Raw genomic sequence first — 23,411 nt, 5'->3', positions numbered from 1 at the left:
CGGTCTCTTTGCAAGAACATCCGTTGGCCCCTCTCCTCTCCCCGCTGACGCGGGGCGAGGACTAAAATGCCTACAGCCTCCTGATGCTCGTCACCGGCGATCCGGTTGCGGCGATGCGGTCCACCGCGTCGCGCAGCGGTTCTTCCACCACCATCATGTGATGGCCATTGGCGTGCAGCAGCGTCTCGGCATCGGTCATGATACCAACATGGCCTTCCCAGAACACGAGGTCGCCGCGCTTCAGGCCATCGAAGCCATTGACCATCAGCTTCTGCCCGAGGCTCTTTTCCTGCATGTCGCTATCGCGCAGCGCCGGTTTTCCCGCCGCCTCGAGCGCCACCTGCACGAGGCCGGAACAGTCCAGCCCCTCCGCCGTCTTGCCGCCCCAGTAATAGGGCACGTGGTGGAACTGCTGCGCCACCGCGACATAATCCTCCGCCCACTGATCAACTGCCGCAAGATGTGCGGCGATCACGAAGCGGCCGTCGGCCAAGGCGGCGAATTTTCCGTCATGGCCCGTCACCGTCACGGCGGCATTCAATGACACTGCCATGGCGGGCTGCGTCTTGATGCTGGCGGCGGGATAGAGAAATGTCGAGCGCACCGCCACGCGATGGGTCGGCGGAGTGATCGTCTCGCTCAGGGCGGAACGCCTGACATAGCCCACATAGCCGTCACGGTCGAACTGCGCGAAGGCCCAGCCGTCACGCTCCTCGAAGACGCGCAGCGTCTCGCCCAGAAGCCCTTGCGACAGTTGCATCGCATCGCCCTGCGGCCCGCGATGGATCGGCACCAACGGCACAACCACCTGGCGCGGCTGGCCCTCAACGAAATCGCGCGCATCCACCTGCCCCTTCAGGCGGATGTCCGCGAGGTCGGGCCGGTAGGCGTTGAGGCGTTTGTCGAGGCTCATGCGGGCCCTTCAGAATTTCCGTGATTCCCGCGCAATGGTATCAGCAAAACGCTCGAGATAAAGCGCTCCCGCCACGGTGCGCTGGATCAGCACGTTGCGGCGGTCGGCCTCGTCGCGCCGCCTTGTCACGAGGTCGAGCTTGCCCATGCTGTCGAGCGCCCGGGTGATCACCGGCTTCGACACGCCGAGTTTGGCGGCAAGCCCCCGCACCGTATGGGGCGGCGCTTCCAGATAGACGGTGAGCAGAATGGTGATCTGGCGCAGCGACAGGTCGGGGTCGTCGTCCCGCACCATGGCGAGGGCAACGTCATGCCAGAGCCTCAGGGCGATCGCGGATGTGATGACGAGGGCCATTCGATTCAACCCCGCAACGCCGTTGATTGTTACGGGACCGTATCAGATTTGCGCAAAGCCTGGTTTTCCGCAAGTCAGTTGCCGTAGCGATGGCGAATCATGGTGAAGAGTGCCCGCTGCCCTTGCGCCTCGGCGCCGCGCGGGCGGCCCGGTTTGGCGGCCGGAGTCCATGCGAAAATATCGAAATGGATATAAGTCTTGGCCTTCTCCACGAAGCGCTTGAGGAACAGTGCGGCGGTGATCGACCCGGCAAATCCGGAGTCGCCGGAATTGTTCATGCTGGCGATCCCCGATTCAAACAGCCGCATATAAGGCTCCCAGAAAGGCATGCGCCACAGCGGATCATTCTCGCGCGCCGAGGCGAGGCCCAGCGCCTGCGCTGCCTCATCATCATCGGTGTAGAAGGGCGGCAGATCGGGGCCGAGCGCCACGCGCGCCGCGCCTGTGAGAGTCGCCATATCAACCAGCAAATCGGGCTGCTCCTCATCGGCCAATGCCAGCGCATCGCCCAGGATCAAACGCCCCTCGGCATCGGTGTTGCCGATCTCGATGGTGAGGCCCTTGCGGCTTGTCAGCACATCGCCGGGCCGGAAGGCATTGCCGGCAATGGCATTCTCGACCACCGGGATCAGCACGCGCAGGCGGACATTGAGTTTCGCCGCCATGATCATCTGGGCAAGGCCCAGAACCGTCGCAGCACCGCCCATGTCCTTTTTCATCAGCAGCATGCCGGAGGCCGGCTTGATGTCGAGGCCGCCGGTGTCGAAGGTCACGCCCTTGCCCACCAGCGTCACCTTGGGCGCGCGCTGCGGACCCCAGGAAAAATCGATGAGGCGCGGCGCGCTGGCGCTGGCCTTGCCCACGTGGTGCACCATAGGAAAGCCAGTCTCCAGCGCCTTGCCCGAGACAACCTTCACCTTCGCCTTGTGGGCCGCGGCAACGGCGCGCGCCGCCCGTTCAAGCTGGTCCGGCCCCATGTCGGAGGCGGGGGTATTGACGAGATCGCGGGTGAGAAAGGCAGCCTCCGCGGCGCGCAGCACATCGGCGCGGTCCACGCTCTCCGGGCACACGAGCTGCGCCGGGTCAGCGAAACTCTTTCCGTAGGCTGAGTATCCATAGGCTTCGAGGCACCATCCCAAAGCCGCGAGATAGGCATCCTCCACATCTCCTGCGAGTTCATAGACGCCAGCCGGCAAGGCGCGGGCGAGCTTTCCGAGGCTGAAGGGATCGGCCCCCGCGCTCATCCCCGCCACCACCTGCGCAATGCCGCCCCTGCCATCCGGCAGCAGCACATGCCGCCCGGGCTCGCCCGCAAAACCATTGGCCGCGCACCAGCCCTGCGTCTCTTTGGAAAGGGTCTTGCGGAAGGCCGCCCAGCCATTGGGCGTCACCACCTGAACCAGCGTGGCTTTGCCGCCTGAAGGCAGCAGGATGTCTTTTGGCAACATGATGGGTCTCTTTCAGCGTTAAGAATGGGTAACCGGGTATGGTTAACGGTTTATTGACCACTCGCTTCCATGGTGGGCAGGAATTTAACGCATGGCTTCATGCGCCATTCCGCCGGAGTTTTCATCATGTTGCTTTCGCCACGCCACCGCCATTTCGCTGCGGCTTTGATGATGATGGCCTCGTCCTTGAGCCTCGTCGCCTGCCAGCGGTCGGGCAGCGGCGCTGATCCGATGGCGACGGGCTCGACCTCCGCCGCGCCTGCCTCCTTCAAACAAACCGCCAAGCTCGGCGAAACGTGGAAGGCCGATCCCACCAATGCCGGCAAGGGCATTGCCTATGCGAACGGCCTCGAAGCACTGGGGCAGACGGACCAGCAGCTTCAAGTTCTGCAACAGATCAGCCAGAGCAACCCCAACGACACCAAGGTGGCCAGCTATTACGGCAAGAAGCTCGTGCAGGCAGGCCAGGCATCGGATGCGCTGCCCATCCTCGAAGCCGCCGCGGCGGCTCCCGACGCCGATTACCGTGTTCACTCGGCGCTGGGTTCGGCCTATGACCAGCAGCAGCTTTTCGACAAGGCGCAGGCCGAATATCAGAAAGCCCTTGCGCTCAAGCCCAATGATTTGAGTGTCCTCAACAACATGGCGATGTCCTATGCGGTACAGGGCGATCTGAAGAGGGCCGAAGCCACATTGCGGCAGGCTCAGGCGCTTCCCAATTCGCAAAGCCAGCCGCGCATCCAGCAGAACCTCGCACTGGTTGTCGGATTGCAGGGGCGTTTCGACGAGGCGCGGAAGATCGCCAGCGAAGACCTGCCGCAAGACCAGATCGACGCCAACATGGACTATTTGCAGAAGATGCTGTCGCAGCCCAACACCTGGCAGCAGCTCTCCAACAAGGGGTAGCTATTCCCCCGCACGAAGAAGGGCGCGGAACTCACATTCCGCGCCCTCTTCTTTTGGCAGGGTTCGGTGCCAGCTATTTTAACTTCAGCACCAGGATGAGCGACGGCCCGAGGATGACCACGAAGATTACGGGCAGGAAGAACAGGATCATCGGCACCGTCAGCTTGGGCGGCAGCGCGGCGGCTTTCTTTTCGGCTTCGGACATGCGCATGTCGCGGTTTTCCTGGGCCAGCACGCGGAGCGCCGTGCCCATGGGCGTGCCGTAGCGTTCCGACTGGATGAGACTGGTCACAACCGAGCGCACAGTGGCAAGGCCGGTGCGCTTGCCGAGGTTTTCATAGGCCTTGCGGCGCTCCTGCAGATAGGAGAGTTCGGCCACCGTCAGCGTCAGTTCTTCCGCCAGCGGCACCGAGGCCGAGCCGATTTCGCGCGCCACACGCTGCATGGCGGGCTCGATCGCCATGCCCGATTCCACGCAGATCAGCAGCAGGTCGAGGGCGTCGGACCACGCCTTCTTGATTGATTCCTGACGGCGCTTCACGAGGTTCTGCAGCATGATGCGCGGAAAATAGAAGCCGAAGATCAGCCCCGCGCCGGTCGCCGCGACGCGCATGGGCGGCGCAATGCGGTTGGCGAACACCGTCGAGGAATAGACGAACACCAGAATGCCGAGCACGATCGGCACGACGAAGCGAGCGGCGAGAAAGACGATCAGGTGGCGTTCACTGCGCAGGCCAGCCTGGCGCAGCGAGTCGCGCGAGGATTCGGCCTCGAAGATGCGGCGCAGGTTCAGCGCCTCGACGAGCTGCGAGATGAGATCGGTTTTGGCTTTTTCGCGCAGGCGCGTTTCACCGCCCATCAGGCTGGCGCGCTGGGCGGCGCGCAGCCTTTCACGCTCCTGCCCGACGGTCTTCATGCGGTCCCGGAGCTTGTCGCCCTCGAAAATCGGGGCAGCAAGGGTCAGCACAGTCGCAAATGCCGCCATGCCCACCAGAATGGTGACGATGACTTCCATCTGCAGCAGGCTCTTGAGAAGTTCAAACATGGGAAAACGCCTGGGCTAGATTTGAAAGTTGATCATCTTGCGCATCACCAGGACTCCGGTGCCCATCCAGATGGCGCAGCCGGCAAGCAACAGGTTCCCGGTGGTGGTGTTGAAGAGCGGGTTGAGATATTCCGGATTGAGAACCGTCAGGCCGCCCATGATGACGAACGGCAGCGCGCCGATAATGGCGGCGGATGACTTCGCTTCCTGGCTGACCGCCCTGATCTTGGCCTTCATCTTCTTGCGGTCACGCAGAACCTTGGACAGATTGTTGAGTGCTTCCGAAAGGTTGCCGCCGGTCTTCGACTGAATGGCCATGACGATGCCGAGAAAGTTTACCTCCGACAGCGGCATGCGGTCATACATGCGCTCGATGCCCTGATCGAGCGTGATGCCGACGCGCTGGCCTTCGACCACCTCCAGGAATTCAGGGCCCACAGGCGGGCCTGATTCGGCGGCGATCACCTTCATGGCATCGGACACCGGGAGGCCGGCCTTCAGTCCGCGCACCATGACGTCGATGGCGTCGGCGAAATCATTGAGGAAGATGTTCTGGCGGCGGCGGCGCAGGAAGCCCAGGAACCATCGGGGAAAGCCAAAGGTACCGACCAGAAAGGCGAGGATCGCAACATACCACGGAATGCTGAACACGATGGGCACGATGGCAAACAGGATCCCGGTGATGAGCGACGCCATCCAGAAGGTGCGGGTGGACATGTCGAGGCCGGACTGCATGATCATCATGCGCAGCGTCATGCGCTTCTTGCGCTCGGCCTTCTCGCGGTCCTCGATTTGCTTCAGCGTCTCCTGAATCTGCTTGCGGCGGCTGTCCTTCTGCCCGTCCATCAGGCGGCCCGCGGCGGCGCTCTTTTGCGGCGCGCTCAGGGCTGCCCGGCGGCCATCGGCGATCGCCTTGACGCGCTTGCTGCCGCCCTGGTCCGAAAACAGCGGAAATAGGAGGGCGATCGCCACGCCGCCCACAGCAACCGCCACCATGGCGATGAACGCCAACTGCGTGATATCCTGGCCGAACAGCGTCATTCTTTCAAATCCTGCGGGGGGCGGGCTTATTCATCATTGCGGGCTTCGGCCTTCTCAAGCGCGTCGGCCAGCCTGCGCTCTTCATTGTAATAGCGAGCGCGGTCCCAGAAATGCGGACGCGCGATGCCGGTCGAGCGGTGGCGGCCCAGCACTTTGCCGTTGGCATCCTCGCCTACGATTTCGTAGACGAACAGATCTTGCGTGATGATCACGTCGCCTTCCATGCCGATCACCTCGGTGATGTGGGTGATGCGGCGCGAACCGTCGCGCAGGCGCGCCGCCTGGACGATCACGTCAATCGAACCGCAGATCATTTCCTTGATGGTCTTGGAGGGAAGCGCAAAGCCTCCCATGGTGATCATCGACTCGAGACGCGACAGGCCTTCGCGCGGCGTATTGGCGTGCAGCGTGCCCATCGATCCGTCGTGGCCCGTGTTCATCGCCTGCAACAGGTCGAACGCTTCGGGTCCGCGGACTTCGCCGACGATGATGCGTTCAGGGCGCATACGCAGGCAGTTCTTGACGAGATCGCGCATGCTGATCTCGCCTTCGCCTTCAAGGTTGGGCGGGCGGGTTTCGAGGCGCACGACATGCGGCTGCTGCAGCTGAAGTTCAGCGGCGTCCTCGCAGGTGATGATGCGCTCGTCGCTTTCGATATAGCCGGTCAGGCAGTTCAGCAGCGTGGTCTTGCCGGAGCCCGTACCGCCGGAAATCAGAACATTGCAGCGTACCCGGCCAATGATTTCGAGAATGCTGGCGCCTTCCGGCGTGATCGACCCGAACTTTACCAGGTCGGGAAGCTTGAGGCGGTCCTTCTTGAACTTGCGGATGGTGAGCGCGGGACCGTCGATCGACAGCGGCGGCACGATCACGTTGACGCGCGAGCCGTCGGGCAGGCGGGCGTCGCAGATCGGGCTCGCTTCATCGACGCGGCGGCCGATCTGGCTGACGATGCGCTGGCAGATGTTGAGAAGCTGGGCGTTGTCGCGGAAGCGCACGCCGGTCTTGTGCATCTTGCCGTTCACTTCGATGAACGTCGTATTGGCGCCGTTCACCATGATGTCGGCGATGTCATCGCGGGCCAGCAGCGGCTCAAGCGGGCCATAGCCCAGAACGTCGTTACAGATGTCCTCGAGCAGGTCTTCCTGCTCGGCAATCGACATCACCACGTCCTTGAGGGTGATGATCTCGTTGACGATGTCGCGGATTTCGTCGCGCGCCGCCTCGCGGTCGAGCTGGCCGAGCTGCGTCAGGTCGATGGCGTCGATCAGCGCGTTGAAGATCGTGCTTTTGATGTCGTAGTAGTTGTCCGACTTGCGGCTGGACACCGCGGGATCGACGCGGGGCGCTGCATGCTGCGGCGCCGGCTGCGGCATTCCCGCCCTTGCGCCGGCCGATCCCGGCAGCGGCAGATCGGGGATGGCGCCGGGAGGCGTCGACAGCGCCGCGGGAACCGGGGTTCCATGGCTCCCCGGCCCAAATCCGGCTGGCTTCGCAGTATCGCCGGTACGCTTTCCAAACATGCTTATTTCTTCCTGAGCTTCGTAAATTTGTCGAGAAGCGAGAAGCCGCCCTTGGCCTTTGCGGGTTTGTCGCCGCCAGCGATCGCCTGGGCGAGGCCGTCGAGAGCTTCGGCTGCCTTGGATTTGGCCGCCACCTCGAAAAGCATCTGGCCATTGCTCTGCGCCGTGCCGAAGGACTGCGCGTCATATGGAATGACCGCGGCGATTTCCGCGGCGATGGCCTTGCCGAATTCGGCCGCCGGAATTTCGGGGCGCTTGGGCACGCCCACCTGGTTCAAAATGATCTTGGGCGCCTCGTCGTTGGGACGCGCCTGCCGGAGCATGTCGTAAAGGTTCTTGGTGTTGCGCAGGCTGGCGAGTTCCGGCGTGGCGGTGATCACCACGAGGTCCGCATGGGTCAGCGTGTATTTGATCCAGGGCGCCCACATGTTCGGCACATCCACGATCACGCAGGGCACGCTGCCGCGGATCGCATCGAGGATAGTTTCAACGGCATGCGCCTCGATATTCACCTCGCGGTCAACACCACCCGGCCCGCTCAGCAGGCTCAGCTTGTCACCGAGCTTGGTCAGCAGGCGGTCGATCAGGGTGGCGTCCACACGGTCCGGCTGGCCCAGTGCGTCGATGATGCCGTTGGTGGTGTCCTGGTTGAAGTTCAGGCCCGCCGTTCCGAAGGCAAGATCGAGATCGGTGATGACCGTATCGGTGGCAAAGCGTTTCGACATCTGCCAGGCGATGTTGTGGGCGATGGTGCTGGAGCCGACGCCGCCTTTCGAGCCGACGAATGCGATGACGCGGCCGACCGGCGCCGCCTTGGGATCGTGATAGAGGTTGGCGACGGTTTCGATGATCTGCAGCTGGTGAAGCGGCGCCACCAGATATTCGCTCACGCCCTGGCGGATCAGTTCACGGTAGAGAATGACGTCGTTGAGATGGCCGATCACCACCACCTTGGTGCTGGGGCCGCAGACCTGGGCGAGCTGGCCCAGTTCGGCGAGGATCGCATCGCGCGAGCCATGCGATTCAACGATTAGCACATTGGGCGTCGCTTGCCCGGCGTACACTTGCGCGGCGGCAGGAATGCCCCCCAGCTGGATGGTAATGTGGGCCCGCGACATGCGGCGGTCGCTGGCGGCACTCTGGATGGTTTCCGCCGTCTGCTGGTTGTCGCAGAAGGCGTGGATATTAACGCGCGGCACCATGGCCACGAGCCCCGTGTCCGGGACCGGCGAGATGGCGGCTGCCTGTGATGATGAGCTTATCATGGTGTCGATCCTGCGAGGAGGCTTCTCGTTCACGCCGTCCGGCGCTCTGTTACTTGTCTTCCGTCGTGCTCTGGTTTTTGAGCGTGCCGGTGGACTGCTCTGCGGCGGCGCCCTGCGAGGCCTCGCCGTTGCCATAGTAGACTTTCATTGCTGCCGTGCGGTTGGCGGCGATGATCGGCGTCTGCGTACGCGGACGTTCGAAGTCCTCGGGGTTGGAGACCATGGCGGCGATGTTCTGCTGGAACGCGCAGCCGAAGTTCGGATAATCGCGGTTGGCCGGGTCATTGCCGAGATTCATGGACCAGTCACCGCACTCCTTGGTCACCGCCACCTTGCGCTGATAGCTCACCAGGACGGGAGAACCTGCGCCGGCGGAATATGAGGCCGCATAGATGCGGGTACGCGGTACGCCTTCATCGGCAAGCATCTGCGTCACCTGCAGCGCCGCCTCGCGGCCGCCTACACCGCCGGACGGATACTTCACCGTCACGGCCGAATTGGCATTGGCCACCGCATCGCGGGCGAAGTTCTGCACGGCGTAAGTTTGTTCGCTGCTCAGCATTCCCTGATGCGCCACCACCCCGACCTTGACCGGCGCGTTCTTCACGCGGATCGGATAGCGGTCATAGAAGGCGCTCGACCGCGAGTTGGTGCCGAAATCGGGATCGTCTGTCTGGCACCCGGCCAGCAGGAACGCGGAACAGATGACGGAGGCAACTCCAAGGTGGAAGAGGGCCTTCGTTTTGCGGACTTCACTCATAACCATCCCCACTATTCAATGATGTAGCCGACGTTGCCATGGTAGACGCCTTCCGGATGCCGGCCGGCGGAGCCGTAAACCTGGTTGAGGCGGCTGAACAGAATGGCCTGGCGGTCGGTCGCGTCGTTAAACCGGTCGATTGGCGTGGCAAGCTGCTTTTCGTTCACAGGGCTCACGACATAAGGCGTCACAATCACCGCAAGTTCGGTCTGGTTCGCCTGAAACTCGCGGCTGCGGAACAGCGCGCCAAGGATCGGCAGATTCTTGAGGCCCGGCGTGCCTTCCACACGCTGCTGCGATACGTCCTTGATAAGGCCGGCCAGCATCATCGATCCGCCGCTCGGCAGTTCGAGTGTGGTCGAGGCGCTGCGGCTCTTGAGGGCAGGCATGCCGTCAACAGCGTTGGTATAGTCCAGATCGCTCACCTCGGTATTGATCAGCAGGCTGATGCGGCCTTCCGAAAGTACGATGGGCGTGAACCCGAGCTTGACGCCATAGTCCATGAACTTGATCGTCGACGTACAATTCCGGGTGCCGTCGCTGCTGCTGTCGTCGCAGCTATAGCCCGAGCGGTATGGGAACTTGCCGCCCGCCAGGAAATCGGCCTTCTGGCCGGAGATCGCGGCCAGCGTCGGCTCGGCCAGCGTATGCAATACGCCATCCTGCTCTAGCGCCTGAATGCTGGCCTGGATATCGACGTGCTTGCTGTTGAACCCGACGGAGCCGGTGAGGTTGAACGGAAGGCTGCTCACGGTGGTCGGGTTGGTCGTCGCGGCGCCCAAAGCAAACTTGCCCACGTCGATCGCCAGATTGTCGAGGTTCATGCCAAGGCGCTTCAGCACGTCGCGCTGGATTTCCACTACGCGGACTTTCAGCATTACCTGGTCGGCATCGGCGATCGCCATGGCGTTGACGACGGCGGTATCGTCGCCTACGAATTTCCCGGCCAGTTCAATCGCCAGCTTGGCGTCGCCGGCATTGGCTGCCGTGCCGCCCACCACCACCTTTTCATTGATGGTGTCGACGGTGATGCGCGAGCCCGGAATGGAGCGTTCGATCAACTTCTGCAGCGCCGTCATGTCGAGCGCCACTTCCAGATCGAGATTCATGATCTGGCGGCCATCTCGGTCGAAGAAGAAGATGTTGGTCTGCCCAGCAGCGCGGGCGAACAGATAGGCGGTCGTCTTGTTGCGCACGATCGCATCGACGATCGTGGGGTCGCCGACGATCACATCCTTCACTTCCGCGGGCAGCTTGATGACAGCGGACTTGTGAAGGCCGAGGCGGACGAAATGGCCGTCATCGGTGGCGCCGGGCCCCTGCGTCAGATCGCTGGCGAGGGCGGGGCTGAGACCGGGAAGCGGCGCTGCGGCTGCAAGGCCCGCGAGCGCCAGAGCGCCGATCACGGTTCCTCCGCAGCTGGTGAACATCTTGAAGGCGTGGGTCAGTTTATCAATCAACATTGCTCTTGCCTCAGCGGCTGGACGTGATGGTTTCGACGCCGTAGCGGACGAACAGACGGTCGTTGCCTCCGCTCGGGCGTTGCTTGTTGGTGTATTTGTCGGAGAGCTGAGGGCCGCCGTCATCGAGGCCCTTGTCGCCGTTCTCGGCCATGGATCGCAGGGCAAGAGACAGTTCGCCCGCATCCTCGATCATGGAAATCACTTCCGACTGCTGCGGCGTCAGTTCGAGCGTCGCCGTCTTTCCCTCGGTGACCGTAACCTTATCTTCTCCGGGCTCCTGGCGGTAGATCTGGTTGATGGCCAGAACGCGCACGTTGGTCAGCACCGTCTCGCTCTTCACCACCTTCTGCGAGCCGTTCGAATTGTCGAGCTTGCGTGTGAGAATCACGTCCACGCGGTCATTCGGCAGAATGAAGCCGCCCACCGCGGAGCGTTCCGAGATCGCCACCGAGATGGCACGCATGCCTTTGGGAAGAATGGCGCTCATGAAGCCGGACTGGTCCGGCATGATCAACTTCTTCTCGACGATCGGCTCGCCGTCGAAGATCGGCAGGCGGGCGCGCGCCGACTGGAGCTTCTCGCGCGCATCCGGCATCGCATCCTTGGTGATCATGCCATTGCCGACATTGTTCTTGGGCCAGTCGCGCCAAGTAATGGTGCTGTCGACGAGGCGCTCGCCCATGCCCATGTCCTTGGCCGCCACCAGCACCTGCGCCATCGGAACCTTGTTGATCTCGACGACCTTGGGATCCGCCTTGTGGCCAATGGCCTTGTAGGCAATCATGGCCGCGCCGATCGTGCACGCCATCGCAATGCCGAAGGTGATAACGCGCACTTTACTCATCGATCAGATCCCCGTCCAAGAAGCACAAGACGTGCCGGTTGATTTACTTTCGTCCGGAATGGTCAAATTAGTGTTAACCTTGCCCGGCGGTGCGAAAAATCAGGCGAGGTGCGGCATCCACCAGCTTTGCGGGAACGCCAACAAGGCGCCGATGGCGAAGGCATAGCCATAGGGAACATTGGGCTTGATCTTGCCGAACCGCTTGAACAGCGGGCCATCCTTGATCTCCGATGTCATGTTCACCATCGACCATGCGCCGACAACGACGGCGAGGATGCCGCCCGCCAACGCGGTCATCACCAGAAACGGCATCACGTCGGGCCAGCCCATCCACAGGCCCGCTGCAGCCAGCAGCTTTGCATCGCCGCCGCCGAAAAGGCCGAGCGAAAAAATGATGAACCCGGCGAAGAACAGCGCCGCGCCAGTCGCCAGATGCCAGCCGAAAACGCCCAGCGGCATTCCGGTGAATAAGGCCATCGGAAAGAAGCTCAGGGCGATCAGCAGCACAAGGCGATTGGAAATGCGCATCGCGAGCGCGTCTCCGGTGCCGGCGGCGATCATGAGCACAGGGAACAAAGTCAGGGAAAGGAAGTGAATCATGCCGGCAAATCTCCAGGCCGGACCCGTCCGGCGCCGCGCCGAGATTTCCACAATTGCGTTTAAGGCAGGGTTAACCGGAAGCGTGGGGCGTTAAGAATTGAAAAAGAAAACCCGCCGCTCCGTGAGGAGCCGCGGGCTTTCCGAAGCATCGCAGCGAAGCAGGCGAACGCCGCCCACCCCGCCGTGGCGCATGAAGTCTTAGTTGCCCGGGACGCCCTGGGAGATCTGGCTGGCGAGGCTCGAGAACTTGCCGGTGATGGCGGAAGCCAGGAGCGGCATCGCAGTCACGAGGGCCAGGCCCATCGCAGCGGCGATCAGGCCGTATTCAATGGCGGTCGCGCCGGATTCGTCCTTGATGAAACGCACAAACTTGGTCATTTGATACTCCATTAATCAGCACTTGGTTCATCACTCACGGTGCTTCATGCGCCGCGCCCTTGAACCATGAGGGCACCTTAGCCAGCGCAGTTTAATAGCAAGTAAATCTGACCGTCTCATTCGCTTAATTGCCGCCGATCGCGCTGATTTGGTTACCGAATTGCGATTCAACTCTATAAAATTTTATGTATTCTGGTTTTAACTGGTAAATTCCGCGATAATTCTCCACTTATACTTGCGGACCCAGAAGTTTCCACGCCTGTCAGCGCGGCTGACGCAGCGGTGGCAACCCGCTCTACGCGGAATGCCAGGGCTGGCTGCAACGATATACTTTTAACCAGCTTGACCCGCGTGGGCGAACAATTGGTTTTCCGATCCTTGGTTGCTGGCAAACCACGGCGTTTAAGGGAACATTCACCATTCCGGGTTCAAATGCAAAGCCATTGCCCTTCCCTTTCACACACACGCAGAGAGACATTTGATCATGAGCCTCAGGAATTTTGTTTGCGGATTGGTGTTCCTGCCGGCGCTCGCGGCACAGACGTTCGCAGCCGAGCCGCTGACCCTGACGCAGGACCATTCTCAGGTTCTTACCCTCAACCGTTCGCCGGCGATCGTGGTGGTCGGCAATCCCAGCATTGCCGAAGCGACGATCCAGGGAAATTTCCTGTTCCTTCACGGCCGCGGCTTCGGATCAACCAATATCATGATCTTCGATGACCAGGGCAAACAGCTCGCCAATTATGAAGTGGACGTCACCTCCGGCAGCGACAACACGGTCACCATGATCAAGGCGGCCCAGTTGAACACTTATGTCTGCCCGGTAGGCAGGGATTGCGAATCCATCATGCACCCGGGCGATTCATATGATTATTTCAAGTCGCAGGCCAAGCAGCCGAACGAAGACAAGATCAATCTGGCGACTGGCCAGAAAAGCGCCGACGCCAAGGAGCCGCCTCCGGCCCAGTGAGAGAAAGACCCATGTTCAAGAAAGCCCCGCCTCGCCGGGGCTTTTTATTTGCATCCGGTAATAATTTATCAACCATTTCCCAAACATGCCGGATTATCGTCTCCGGATTCACCCGCGATAAAGCATGACCTGCTAGTGATCTTGCACATAAAGATCGACCAAGGTCGGATGTCCCGCTTTGGATCACAGGGAGTTGGTCATGCTGGTGCGGCTGGCGAAGGCATTGGGGCAGCGGTTCCGCCGCATCAAGGAATCGGAAAGCGGAGCCACGGTCGTCGAGTTCGCCATGGTCGCGGGACCATTCTTCCTGGTCCTTGGATGCATCTGCGAGACCGGCCTCGTCCTGTTCTCGGAATATGTGCTGCAGAACTCCACCCAGGAGGCGGCCCGCTTGGTGCGCACCGGGCAGGTGACGGCCACCGACGGGACCATCATCATGTCGGCGGCCGATTTCAAGGCCAAGATTTGCGACACCGTCGGCATTCTTCTGGACTGTACCGACGACGTGACCGTCTATGTCAACAGCGCCACCAATTTTGCCACACTGACAACTTCGATCGGCGATCCCAAGGACATCGGCCCCATGTCGACGGGCGCCAAGCCGCCGATCGTGTTTACCCCGGGCGGCCAGTTGAAGGCCGCAGCCGTCATCGCAACCTATGACTGGGATTTCGTTTTTCCGTTCATGGATTTTCTCGGCAATATCAACAGCGACAAGGCCAGGCGCATATGGGGCCTGGCGATCTTCCGCAACGAACCATTCTGAGTCCTGATCATGATGCGCAAACTCAACGCCTTTCTCCGCGACAATCAGGGTATCGCCGCCATCGAAATGGCGTTCATCCTGCCGCTGCTGCTGTTCCTGTATTTTGGCCTTTTCGACATCACGGCGATGATTTCGCTGAACCGCAAGATCACCTATTCCGCCAGCGTCGTGGCGGACCTGGTGACACAGAAACAGTCGACGATCGCCTCCACCGAAATGGACGATTTCTTCAACGCCGCGGCGTTGGTGCTGAAGCCGACGCCGGTCAGCGGAGTCCGGATCGAGGTCTACCAGTACCGCAAGGTCTCGAACGCGGTCACCAATCAATGGTCGAAGAAGAGCACGGGCGGAACCGCATGCGGCGCGCCCGCGACGACAGGGTTCAACAATCTGATGACCGATGGCAACGACCTGATCGTGGCTGTCGTCTGCACCACCTACAAGCCCTATATGGCAAGCTTCCTCGGAGACTATATTCTCGGCAGCGCAACCTTCAACATGAGCGAGCAGATCGCCCTCCGGCCGCGCTCGTCCTCGACGCTGGACTGCACCGGCTGCTCATAAGCCGCTGGCATCGGCGGGGTGCTGGCGCTATGAGGAGCGCGCCCGCCGGAGTTTGCCTTGACCCTCACCGTCTTTCTCGCCGTTCTCGCCGCTGCCGTGATGCATGCGGGCTGGAATGTGCTAGTCAAGCTCAAGCTTGACCGCTTTCTCTCCCTCTTCCTGATCCAGACGCTGATGGGCGTCATGGGTCTCGCGATGGTGGCGGTGTTTCCGCTCGCCGCTTTCGCCAGCCTGCCCTATGCGCTGGCCTCTGGCGTTCTGCATCTGGGATATAATCTGTTCCTGGCCCGCAGCTATCGCACCGGCGATCTCAGCCAGGTCTACCCGATCGCGCGGGGCGGCGCGCCGCTGCTCACGCTTTGCGTCACCTGGTTCGCCGCCCATGAACAGGTGAGCCCGCTTGGCGCGCTGGGCGTTTTGGTGCTCACGTCGGGCATCTGGCTCGTCAGCCTTGCCGGCAAGAAGCAGGTGCGGCTTGATGGCATGACGCTGTTCTTCGCGCTCGGCACGTCGGTGTTCATCGCCGCCTATACGGTGGTGGATGGCCTTGGCGGGCGCGCCTCGGGATCGCCGTCCAGCTATGCCGGGCTGGTCTTCGTGTTCGATGCGCTGTTCCTGCTCGCCTATGGCGTGATTTCGCGGGGACCCGGCATCATCGCCAGCGTCGCCCCGTTCTGGCGCATGGGCGTTGCCGGGGCGGCGCTGTCGGTCGGCGCCTACTGGATCGCCATTTGGGCCATGTCGCGCGCGCCCATTTCGGCGGTCGCGGCGCTGCGCGAAACCAGCATTCTCTTTGTGATGCTGCTCTCCATGCGGGTGCTGAAAGAGAAGGTCACGGGCTGGCGTCTCGGCGGCGCGGGCCTCATCGCGGCAGGCGCAATCCTGCTCAGGCTTTCCTAGTTTCGCTTGCGCAACTTTCTACCCTCAAGCGTCAGAGCACTTGAAGGTCCGTGGCGCTAGGCACTGCCGATCAGCACGCCGGTCAGGAACACCAGCAGGCCGCCCAAGGCAATCTGCAGCGCCGCCTTGATGAAGGGCGTGTCCATGAATTTATAACGCACCCAGGCGATCACCCAGAGTTCGATGAAGACCACCGCCACGGCAATCCAGGTCGCCACGTTGAAGTCGGGGATCAGATAGGGAAGCGTGTGGCCCAATCCCCCAACCGCCGTCATGATGCCTGAAGCCAGCCCACGGATGACCGGTCGGCCGCGCCCGGTCAGCTTGCCGTCATCGGACAAGCCTTCGGCGAACCCCATGGAGATACCAGCACCCACCGATGCGGCAATGCCGACCAGAAATGTCTCCCAGGTGTTCTGCGTGGCGAAGGCGGCGGCGAACAGCGGCGCCAATGTGGAGACAGAGCCATCCATCAGCCCCACGAGGCCAGGCTGCACCACCTCAAGCAGGAACAGGCGCTCCTTCGCGTCGCCCTCCTCGATCTTCACGTCGGCGGGCACCAGCCTGTCGCCAAGCTGGGCGGCGCGTGATTCATGCGTCTTTTCGGCCTCGGCCAGCTTCAGCAACAGCGCCTTGATCGCGGGGTCCATGGCGCGCGCCGCCGCCTGCTTGTAGAAGCGGTAGTTTTCAAGTTCGATCACCTCGGCGCGCTGGCGCATTTCGGCGATGTTCATCGGCGCGATGGCCCAGGCGGGTTTATGCTTCACGAAGCCCTTGATATCGGCACGGCGGATCAGCGGAATGAAATCGCCAAACCTCTTCTGGTAGAGGTCGGTCAGCCAGCGGCGGTGTTCATGCTCCTCCTCGGCCATTTCGGCAAAAACGGCGGCGGAAGCGGGGAAGTTTTCCAGAAGAGCATGACCGAAGCCCGCATAAGCGCGCGCGTCTTCATCCTCGCTGGCAATGGCCAGCGCCAGCAATTCGCGTTCTGTCAGTTCGGCAAAGCTTTTCATGGACTCTCCCGCCCATCTCCTTCCTGAAAACAGGTTCAATCCGCGATTCAACGGCAGTTGAACGGCCGCTTCAACCCGCCCTTAAGGCTCTCCGGGGGATACTATCCCCCTTCGCGAGGAAACTCATGACCAATATTGCTTTTCCCGACTTGAATGATCATTTGGCCGGGCACATGGGCGCGCGGCTCAAGGCCATCGGCAATGCGGTCTGGTTCGGTGTCTATAGCCATGGTACCCTTTACCTTCTGGCAATCGCGACCTATTGCGCCGGCCTGGCGGAAAGCGCGTGGCTGGGCGCTCCCCTGTCGTTAGGGCTGGTGGGCATGCTCAGCGGCACAACATTCGCTTTCCTGTACCTGATCATCAGCATCTGGCTGGCCGGGGATCTCGTACGGCTGTGGTGGACAGGGTATCGCGGCAGTGCCGTAAAGGCCATAAAAGACCGCCTCCTTGACGACATTCTCGCCCCGGAGCGCATTTCCAACACACTCCATTCCATCGTGGCCGTGAATATTCTTTTCGTCGGCTTCCTGACCATCAAGAAGAACATTCCGCTTGCCGTTCCCTTCGCGTGGGATCCGGCTCTCTCCTCGCTCGACAGGGTCCTTCATTTCGGAGTCCTTCCTCATGAGATCCTGTCGCCACTGCTGGCCAGCCCGCTGGCGATCTTTTTCCTGAACCTCGTCTACAATTTCTGGTTTGTCGTCCTCACGGTGTTCTTTTTCTGGCAAGGCTTCCGCAAGAGAGACACTCTTTTGCGGCAGCGCTTCCTGCTCTCCTACATGCTGACATGGGTTCTCGGAACCTGCCTGCTCGGAACGCTCCTGTCCTCCGCCGGTCCCTGCTTCTATGGCCTGGCGGTGCAGGGGCCAGATCCCTATGCGGGGCTTCTGGCAGAGCTTCATCACGCCAACACGATCTATCCCGTCTGGGCCGTCCCCACGCAGGAGCTGCTGTGGCAGAGCTACACGAGCGGCCATGGCGACATTGAGGGCGTGTCCGCCATGCCGTCCATGCATGTGGCGACAGCCGTGCTGTTTTTGCTCTGCGCCATTGGCTCAGGGATACGCTGGCTGGTGTGGTTCACCGCAATTTTCGCGTTGCTTATCTTCACAGGCTCTGTGGTGCTCGGCTGGCATTATGCGGTGGATGGCTATGCGGGCGCGGCCATTGCGCTCATCGTCTGGACGCTCGCCGGTTGGTGGGTGAAGCCTCAGCCTCTGAAGCCGCAGGCCATGCGGAATTTCTCGAACCCACCGCCCCCGGCGATATAGACATTGGTGGGGGCGGCGTCCCTTTCTGCTTCATCAGCAATTTGTTAGTGCAGTTTTGATAGGGCTAAGTCATGAATAATCATGATCTTTCCATCCACGGTCCTTCCACTTACGCGCGGCAGCTTGCACACGCGTTGCGAGATGGGTTCCGGGTCCATGCCCTCCTTTATCTCTTCGCGCTGATTGTTCTGATGGCGGCAGTTCTCGAATTGAGAATAGTTGGATTGCCGCTCGACCTTCAGATGGTGATGCTGTTCACCGGGCCGGTTCTCATCGTGCTGATGATCATGGTTCTAGGCGGACTCGCGGCGGAAATGATCCGTCTAGCGCGCAGTGGTTATCGGGGCAGCGTCATGGCCGCGCTGAGCGCCAAATTGCGGAACGACTATTTCGCACCCATCAGGGTCGCAAACGGGCTTCATGCTGCCGTGTTCATGACCATTTACATGTCGGGTTACACCTTCATCAGACGCGCCATTCCGCTCGCTAACCCTTTTTCCTGGGATCCAATTTTCTCGCCCGCTGATCGCTACTTGCATTTTGGTTCTCATCCGTATGAGTGGGTGGCGCCAGTTCTGAATCATACGTGGATCACATTTCTTCTGAATGTTAATTACAATGCATGGTTCTTTGTGATGTTTGCGTGCTGGTTCTGGCAAGGTTTCGGCTCGCGGGATACTGAACTCCGCCAGCGATTTCTTCTGGGATTCACACTTACTTGGTTTCTCGGAACCTGTGTCCTTGGCACTATCTTTTCTTCGGTAGGCCCCTGCTTTTACGGACGTCTTATTTCAGGTGAAGACCCGTACGCGCCACTGATGACCTGGCTCCAAACAGCGAATGGTGAAATTCGCATATGGTCACTTAACGTGATGGATAAGCTTTGGGCCAGTTATGAAAGCGGAAATGGATTGGTCAATGGAATTACCGCCATGCCATCCATGCATGTTGGCACATCGATCCTGTTTGTACTGCTTGGCTTTGCGTCCGGTTATCGCAAGTTGGGCTGGGCACTCTCATGTTTTGCATTGTTGATTTTCATCGGCTCGATCCATTTGGGCTGGCATTATGCCATCGATGGCTACGCCGGAGCCGCTGTTGCGGGATTGGGCTGGTGGGCGGCGGGGGTGCTTGTACGTTGGGACCGTAAGCTGCGCGCCGCTGCGGGAATTTCTGGCGAGAATCAGCCCCTGATGCCGCAGGCTTTGCGGAACTTCTCGAACTCCGCACCACCCGCGATATAGACATTGGTGCCGGCGCTGCCGTTCATGGCCCAGAACGTATAGTCCTTGCGGTCGAGCAACGCCCGCCACAAAGGATCGCCCACCGTCACGGTGATTTCCGCCTGCTCATTGTAGAGCGAGCGGCCGTCCTTCACCGGCTTGAAGGTCACGTCCTTGGGATAGCGCTTGCCATAGGCCTTGATGGTGATGCGCCATTGGCCCGCCTTCTCCACCAGCGTGCTGTCATCCTGCCCCGCGCCGTCCTTGCCCACCGGCATCAGCAGGCGGATTTTGCTGGAGCCTTTGCTGCAAGTGAGATGCGTGAGGATGAAATTCTCCGAAACGAGGCTGCCGTCCACGCCATCCATCTCGTCATAGACAGCGCCGCCCTGAACGGCGGCAAACTTGGCCGCGTGGTCCTCCTGCTCCTGGGCGATTGCCGGCAAAGCCAGCATCGTCAGTGCACAGAGGACCCACGCGGCGCGCATCAGTTCTCGTCCATCTTGAGGGCGGAGATGAAGGCTTCCTGCGGAATCTCCACCTTGCCGAACTGGCGCATCTTCTTCTTGCCTTCCTTCTGCTTGTCGAGCAGCTTGCGCTTGCGGCTGATGTCGCCGCCATAGCATTTGGCCGTCACGTCCTTCCGCATGGCGGAGAGCGTTTCGCGCGCCACGATCTTGCCGCCAATCGCCGCCTGGATGGGAATCTGGAACATGTGGCGGGGGATCAGCTCCTTCAGCTTCTCGCACATCACACGGCCGCGCTGCTCGGCCCGTCCCCGGTGCACGATCATCGCCAGCGCATCCACGGGCTCGGCATTGACGAGAATCTGCAGGCGCACCAGGTCGCCCTCCTCGTAATCCAGCATCTTGTAGTCGAAGGAGGCATAGCCGCGCGACACGGATTTGAGCCGGTCATAGAAATCGAACACCACTTCGTTGAGCGGCAACTCATAGACCAGCATGGCGCGCGCGCCCGCATAGGTGAGCTGCTTCTGCCGCCCGCGGCGGTCCTCGCACAGCTTCAGGATCGAACCCAGATAATCGTCGGGCACCAGGATGGTGGCCTCGATCCACGGTTCCTCGATCGACAGGATCAGCGTCTGGTCGGGAAGGTCAACCGGGTTGTGCAGTTCGATCTGCGTGCCGTCGCGCAGATTCACCTTGTAGATGACGGATGGCGCCGTGGTGATGATGTCGAGGTTGAACTCGCGCTCCAGCCGCTCGCGGATGATCTCGAGATGAAGAAGGCCGAGGAACCCGCAGCGGAAGCCGAAGCCCAGAGCGGCCGAGGTTTCCATGTCGAAGGAGAAGCTCGCATCATTGAGCCTCAGCTTCCCCATGGCGTCGCGCAGATCCTCGAAGCGCGCCGCATCGACGGGGAAGAAGCCCGCGAATACCACCGATTGCGCCGGGCGGAAACCGGGCAGCGGCGTCACGCTCATGTTCTTCTCGTCCACCACCGTGTCGCCGACGCGCGTGTCGGCCACCTGCTTGATGGAGGCGGTGAAGAAGCCGATCTCGCCCGGCCCCAGTTCGTCGATCATTTCCTTCTTGGGGCGCGACACGCCCACGCGGTCAAGCTGATAGACGGCATTGGTGGAGACGAGCCGCACCTTCTGGCCCTTCTTCATCACGCCATCGACGATCCGCACCAGCACGACGACGCCGAGATAGGGGTCATACCAGCTGTCGACCAGCAGCGCCTTCAGCGGTGCATTGCGATCACCCTTGGGCGGCGGCAGGCGATTGACGATGGCTTCCAGCACCTCCGGCACGCCCACGCCCGTCTTGGCAGAAATGGGAATCGCATCGGACGCATCGATGCCAATCACATCCTCGATCTGCTGGCGCACGCGGTCGGCATCGGCGGCGGGCAGGTCCACCTTGTTGAGAACGGGCACGATCTCGAGATTGTTGTTGATGGCCTGATAGACATTGGCCAGCGTCTGGGCTTCCACGCCTTGCGAGGCGTCAACGACGAGCAGCGCCCCTTCGCAGGCGGCCAGCGAGCGGGAGACCTCATAGGCGAAGTCCACATGGCCCGGCGTGTCGATGAGGTTCAGCACATATTTTTCGCCGTTCCTCGCCGTGTAGTCGAGGCGCACGGTGTTGGCCTTGATGGTGATGCCGCGCTCGCGCTCGATGTCCATGGAGTCGAGGATCTGGTCCACCATCTCGCGGTCGGAGACGGCGCCGGTCATCTGGATCAGCCGGTCGGCCAGGGTGGATTTCCCGTGGTCGATATGGGCGATGATGGAGAAATTGCGGATATGGGCGGTATCAATCATGTCGCCGCGGTGTATGGCGGGGCATCCCGGCAAGGTCAAGCGGAGGGGAAATGGAGACATCCCCCTCCACCCGTTTCGGGAAAGACGAGGTGGAGCGGCGGGGTGTGGGATCAGAGAAACGTGTTCTCTCACCTGTCATCCCGGCGGTAAGCCGGGACCCAGACTTTCAATCTGCACACCGTTGGCCAAGACTGGGCACCGGCGTTCGCCGGTGTGACAGGTGAAGGGGTTTCAATTCATCTCCCTCTCCCCGTTGCGGGGGCGGCCGGGTATGGGATCATCCTGCCAACTCCCGGCTGAACAACGCTCCTTCTCTCACGTCACCCTGACGACAGTCAGGGTCCCGCTTTCTGGCGGTTGAAGCGGGATTCTGACTTGCGTCAGAATGACGGATGGTAGAGAGCAAAAAGACCAGGGTTGGAAAACCGCGCCCATCCCCGCTAGAAGCCCGCCATGCGGCTTCCCCTTCACAACGTGATTCCCCTCACCAAAATCATTTTCCAGACAGTGGTGAAATATCCCGTCCCGCTGCTCAAGGCCTTCGCCTGGCCTGCGCTCATATTCGTGGTGTTTCCGTGGGCTGTCCTGCCTCTCATGAGCAGTTTTCCAGAGCTTGGCATTTTTCTGTTCCCCGGACTTTTGATGGGCTTTCTAGCGTCCGTCACTCTCGTCGGAATCGTGCGCTATCTTGACCTCGATAAAGACCCGCCGCTCGATCCGCGCCGCATCGCATTGCGCGCGGTAGGGCATGTATCGCTCATCCTCGTTCCGCTCTATATTACGCTCTATCTCTATATGACTTTCGACACCGCTTTCCAATTGGCGGTGTTCGCAACGGGCGGAGCCTTAAATACCAAATACTATGATGTCCTGCTCACCGACATCACACAGTTTGCCTTTGCCAGCATCGCAATGGGAGTTCTCTATCCACTTACAGGTCCAATCGCGCTGCTGGAACGCGTGGAGATAAAAAGCGCTTGGCGCATGGTCCGCGACAGCCTGCCCGCTCTCCTGATGCTCGCGGCGCTGCTGCTGCTGATCGTCATTTGCGGAAACATGGCTTATAACTATTTGGTTTCCGGCATAAAACATGGGCTACTCAGCGCAATGATATCCATGCCGCGTGCGGCGCTGATCTTTTCTTTCCTCGCCTACCTGCTCAATCTCCCTCTGCTGTTTTTCACCCTCATCCTCCCCGCCATCGCGGTGGCGCATCTCACGGAAGGGCTGGGGCGGCGAATTCTCGGATCGGTGATGGTGCTGGCCTCCGCGCCGGAGAGCCAAAAGTAATTGCGCCTTTTCGTCTTCCCTCCGCGCGAGCGGGGCGAGGACGTCTTACCTGATCGCCTCGAAGCCCTTGTGATAGGTCACTTCGCCCGTCACAGGCGCGCCGGACCAACACCGAGACTGGAAATAGTGCGGCGGAACATCGCCGTAGCGCAGGGCATGATCGCTGGTGAAGCCGAAGCGGCGGTATAAACCCGGATCGCCCAGCACGACGCATCCCTTCGCACCCATCCGTTCAAGCCGTCGCAGGCCTTCCGCAATCAATGCGGTGCCGGTGCCGCGGCGCTGCAAGGCGGGTGACACGGAAACAGGCCCCAGCCCGAACCATCCCGGTTCCCTGCCGTCGATCAGCACCGGCGAGAACGCCACATGGCCGATCACCGCGCCCTCCCGTTCGGCGACGAGCGACAGCGTGAGCGCGCCCGCCTGCCGCAAGGCATCGACAATCGCGCCCTCGGTCTGGCTGCTGTGCGGCGCATCCCTGAAGGCCTCTTCGGTGAGCGCGCGAATGGGCGAAATGTCCGAGGGTGTTTCCGGGCGGATGATCATGCGGACATGTTTGGCGCAGCGGCGGGTGATTCACA

General features: G+C 61.1%; 24 protein-coding genes. 8 read left to right on the top strand and 16 right to left on the bottom strand.

Annotation, left to right across the window (positions count from 1 at the left end; all coding sequences use genetic code 11):
- Window positions 1-70: 70 nt before the first annotated feature.
- From QM694_RS16380 to QM694_RS16370, 3 genes are all read right to left on the bottom strand, one after another.
- Window positions 71-913 carry a C40 family peptidase gene (locus QM694_RS16380; protein WP_415007989.1) on the bottom strand — a complete coding sequence of 281 codons (843 nt, stop codon included), beginning with the start codon at window positions 911-913 and terminating at the stop codon, window positions 71-73.
- Window positions 914-922: 9 nt separating this feature from the next.
- Complete coding sequence (locus tag QM694_RS16375; protein ID WP_415007988.1) at window positions 923-1,267, bottom strand: MarR family transcriptional regulator; 345 nt, start codon at window positions 1,265-1,267, stop codon at window positions 923-925.
- Between the two features lie 74 nt (window positions 1,268-1,341).
- On the bottom strand, window positions 1,342-2,712 hold the full coding sequence (locus QM694_RS16370) for a leucyl aminopeptidase family protein (RefSeq protein WP_415008649.1): 1,371 nt from the start codon (window positions 2,710-2,712) through the stop codon (window positions 1,342-1,344).
- A gap of 129 nt (window positions 2,713-2,841) precedes the next feature.
- Here QM694_RS16370 and QM694_RS16365 point away from each other — a divergent pair, with 129 nt between their 5' ends.
- On the top strand, window positions 2,842-3,621 hold the full coding sequence (locus QM694_RS16365) for a tetratricopeptide repeat protein (RefSeq protein WP_415007987.1): 780 nt from the start codon (window positions 2,842-2,844) through the stop codon (window positions 3,619-3,621).
- A 73-nt stretch (window positions 3,622-3,694) separates the two neighbouring features.
- Here QM694_RS16365 and QM694_RS16360 read toward each other — a convergent pair whose 3' ends face one another.
- The 9 genes from QM694_RS16360 to QM694_RS16320 all read right to left on the bottom strand — a co-directional run bounded on the left by QM694_RS16360 (window position 3,695) and on the right by QM694_RS16320 (window position 12,540).
- A complete protein-coding gene (locus QM694_RS16360) occupies window positions 3,695-4,666 on the bottom strand; it encodes a type II secretion system F family protein (RefSeq protein WP_415007986.1) in 972 nt (323 codons plus the stop codon).
- Window positions 4,667-4,681: 15 nt separating this feature from the next.
- Entirely contained in the window at window positions 4,682-5,707 is a 1,026-nt protein-coding gene (locus QM694_RS16355; RefSeq protein ID WP_415007985.1) for a type II secretion system F family protein, read from the bottom strand.
- A 26-nt stretch (window positions 5,708-5,733) separates the two neighbouring features.
- Entirely contained in the window at window positions 5,734-7,230 is a 1,497-nt protein-coding gene (locus QM694_RS16350; RefSeq protein ID WP_415007984.1) for a CpaF family protein, read from the bottom strand.
- 2 nt (window positions 7,231-7,232) lie between these two features.
- Complete coding sequence (locus QM694_RS16345) at window positions 7,233-8,495, bottom strand: AAA family ATPase (RefSeq protein ID WP_415007983.1); 1,263 nt, start codon at window positions 8,493-8,495, stop codon at window positions 7,233-7,235.
- Window positions 8,496-8,544: 49 nt separating this feature from the next.
- Window positions 8,545-9,255, bottom strand: a complete 711-nt coding sequence (locus QM694_RS16340) for a CpaD family pilus assembly protein (protein WP_415007982.1) — start codon at window positions 9,253-9,255, stop codon at window positions 8,545-8,547.
- Window positions 9,256-9,266: 11 nt separating this feature from the next.
- Window positions 9,267-10,718: a type II and III secretion system protein family protein gene (locus QM694_RS16335; RefSeq protein ID WP_415007981.1), complete on the bottom strand. Its 1,452-nt coding sequence runs from the start codon at window positions 10,716-10,718 to the stop codon at window positions 9,267-9,269.
- A 10-nt stretch (window positions 10,719-10,728) separates the two neighbouring features.
- Entirely contained in the window at window positions 10,729-11,562 is an 834-nt protein-coding gene (cpaB, locus tag QM694_RS16330) for a Flp pilus assembly protein CpaB (RefSeq protein WP_415007980.1), read from the bottom strand.
- Between the two features lie 99 nt (window positions 11,563-11,661).
- Window positions 11,662-12,162, bottom strand: coding sequence for an A24 family peptidase (locus tag QM694_RS16325; protein WP_415007979.1), 501 nt, complete (start codon window positions 12,160-12,162; stop codon window positions 11,662-11,664).
- A gap of 198 nt (window positions 12,163-12,360) precedes the next feature.
- The gene (locus QM694_RS16320) at window positions 12,361-12,540 is read right to left on the bottom strand and encodes a Flp family type IVb pilin (protein ID WP_415007978.1); all 180 of its coding nucleotides are present in this window, start codon (window positions 12,538-12,540) and stop codon (window positions 12,361-12,363) included.
- A 514-nt stretch (window positions 12,541-13,054) separates the two neighbouring features.
- On the opposite strand from QM694_RS16320, the gene QM694_RS16315 reads away from it, so the two are divergent.
- From QM694_RS16315 to QM694_RS16300, 4 genes are all read left to right on the top strand, one after another.
- Complete coding sequence (locus tag QM694_RS16315) at window positions 13,055-13,510, top strand: pilus assembly protein N-terminal domain-containing protein (protein ID WP_415008648.1); 456 nt, start codon at window positions 13,055-13,057, stop codon at window positions 13,508-13,510.
- Window positions 13,511-13,709: 199 nt separating this feature from the next.
- Window positions 13,710-14,276 (top strand): TadE/TadG family type IV pilus assembly protein, encoded by a 567-nt coding sequence (locus tag QM694_RS16310; RefSeq protein ID WP_415007977.1) that lies wholly within the window; start codon window positions 13,710-13,712, stop codon window positions 14,274-14,276.
- 9 nt (window positions 14,277-14,285) lie between these two features.
- The gene (locus tag QM694_RS16305; protein ID WP_415007976.1) at window positions 14,286-14,840 is read left to right on the top strand and encodes a TadE/TadG family type IV pilus assembly protein; all 555 of its coding nucleotides are present in this window, start codon (window positions 14,286-14,288) and stop codon (window positions 14,838-14,840) included.
- 57 nt (window positions 14,841-14,897) lie between these two features.
- Window positions 14,898-15,740, top strand: a complete 843-nt coding sequence (locus tag QM694_RS16300; protein WP_415007975.1) for an EamA family transporter — start codon at window positions 14,898-14,900, stop codon at window positions 15,738-15,740.
- A 56-nt stretch (window positions 15,741-15,796) separates the two neighbouring features.
- Here the strand turns inward: QM694_RS16300 and mbfA are convergent, their stop codons facing one another.
- Window positions 15,797-16,753 carry an iron exporter MbfA gene (mbfA, locus tag QM694_RS16295; protein WP_415007974.1) on the bottom strand — a complete coding sequence of 319 codons (957 nt, stop codon included), beginning with the start codon at window positions 16,751-16,753 and terminating at the stop codon, window positions 15,797-15,799.
- A 125-nt stretch (window positions 16,754-16,878) separates the two neighbouring features.
- Between mbfA and QM694_RS16290 the strand changes: the two genes are divergently transcribed.
- On the top strand, window positions 16,879-18,027 hold the full coding sequence (locus tag QM694_RS16290) for a phosphatase PAP2 family protein (protein WP_415007973.1): 1,149 nt from the start codon (window positions 16,879-16,881) through the stop codon (window positions 18,025-18,027).
- A 71-nt stretch (window positions 18,028-18,098) separates the two neighbouring features.
- Window positions 18,099-19,271 carry a phosphatase PAP2 family protein gene (locus QM694_RS16285; RefSeq protein ID WP_415007972.1) on the top strand — a complete coding sequence of 391 codons (1,173 nt, stop codon included), beginning with the start codon at window positions 18,099-18,101 and terminating at the stop codon, window positions 19,269-19,271.
- Here QM694_RS16285 and QM694_RS16280 read toward each other — a convergent pair.
- Together QM694_RS16280 and lepA are read right to left on the bottom strand one after the other, a co-directional pair.
- Window positions 19,211-19,738, bottom strand: a complete 528-nt coding sequence (locus tag QM694_RS16280; RefSeq protein WP_415007971.1) for a hypothetical protein — start codon at window positions 19,736-19,738, stop codon at window positions 19,211-19,213. The genes QM694_RS16285 and QM694_RS16280 overlap by 61 nt on opposite strands.
- Window positions 19,738-21,540, bottom strand: a complete 1,803-nt coding sequence (gene lepA / locus QM694_RS16275) for a translation elongation factor 4 (RefSeq protein ID WP_415007970.1) — start codon at window positions 21,538-21,540, stop codon at window positions 19,738-19,740. The genes QM694_RS16280 and lepA overlap by 1 nt, the downstream gene beginning before the upstream one ends.
- Window positions 21,541-21,993: 453 nt before the next feature.
- On the opposite strand from lepA, the gene QM694_RS16270 reads away from it, so the two are divergent.
- Window positions 21,994-22,830, top strand: coding sequence for a hypothetical protein (locus QM694_RS16270; protein ID WP_415007969.1), 837 nt, complete (start codon window positions 21,994-21,996; stop codon window positions 22,828-22,830).
- 45 nt (window positions 22,831-22,875) lie between these two features.
- On the opposite strand, the gene QM694_RS16265 is transcribed toward QM694_RS16270, so the two are convergent.
- The gene (locus QM694_RS16265) at window positions 22,876-23,376 is read right to left on the bottom strand and encodes a GNAT family N-acetyltransferase (protein WP_415007968.1); all 501 of its coding nucleotides are present in this window, start codon (window positions 23,374-23,376) and stop codon (window positions 22,876-22,878) included.
- Window positions 23,377-23,411: the final 35 nt, after the last annotated feature.

It is taken from the genome of Aestuariivirga sp. (assembly GCF_047602625.1).
GTDB lineage: Bacteria > Pseudomonadota > Alphaproteobacteria > Rhizobiales > Aestuariivirgaceae > Aestuariivirga.
Note: the sequence above shows the minus strand (reverse complement) of the source record. Positions and strands in the feature narration are given on the sequence as shown.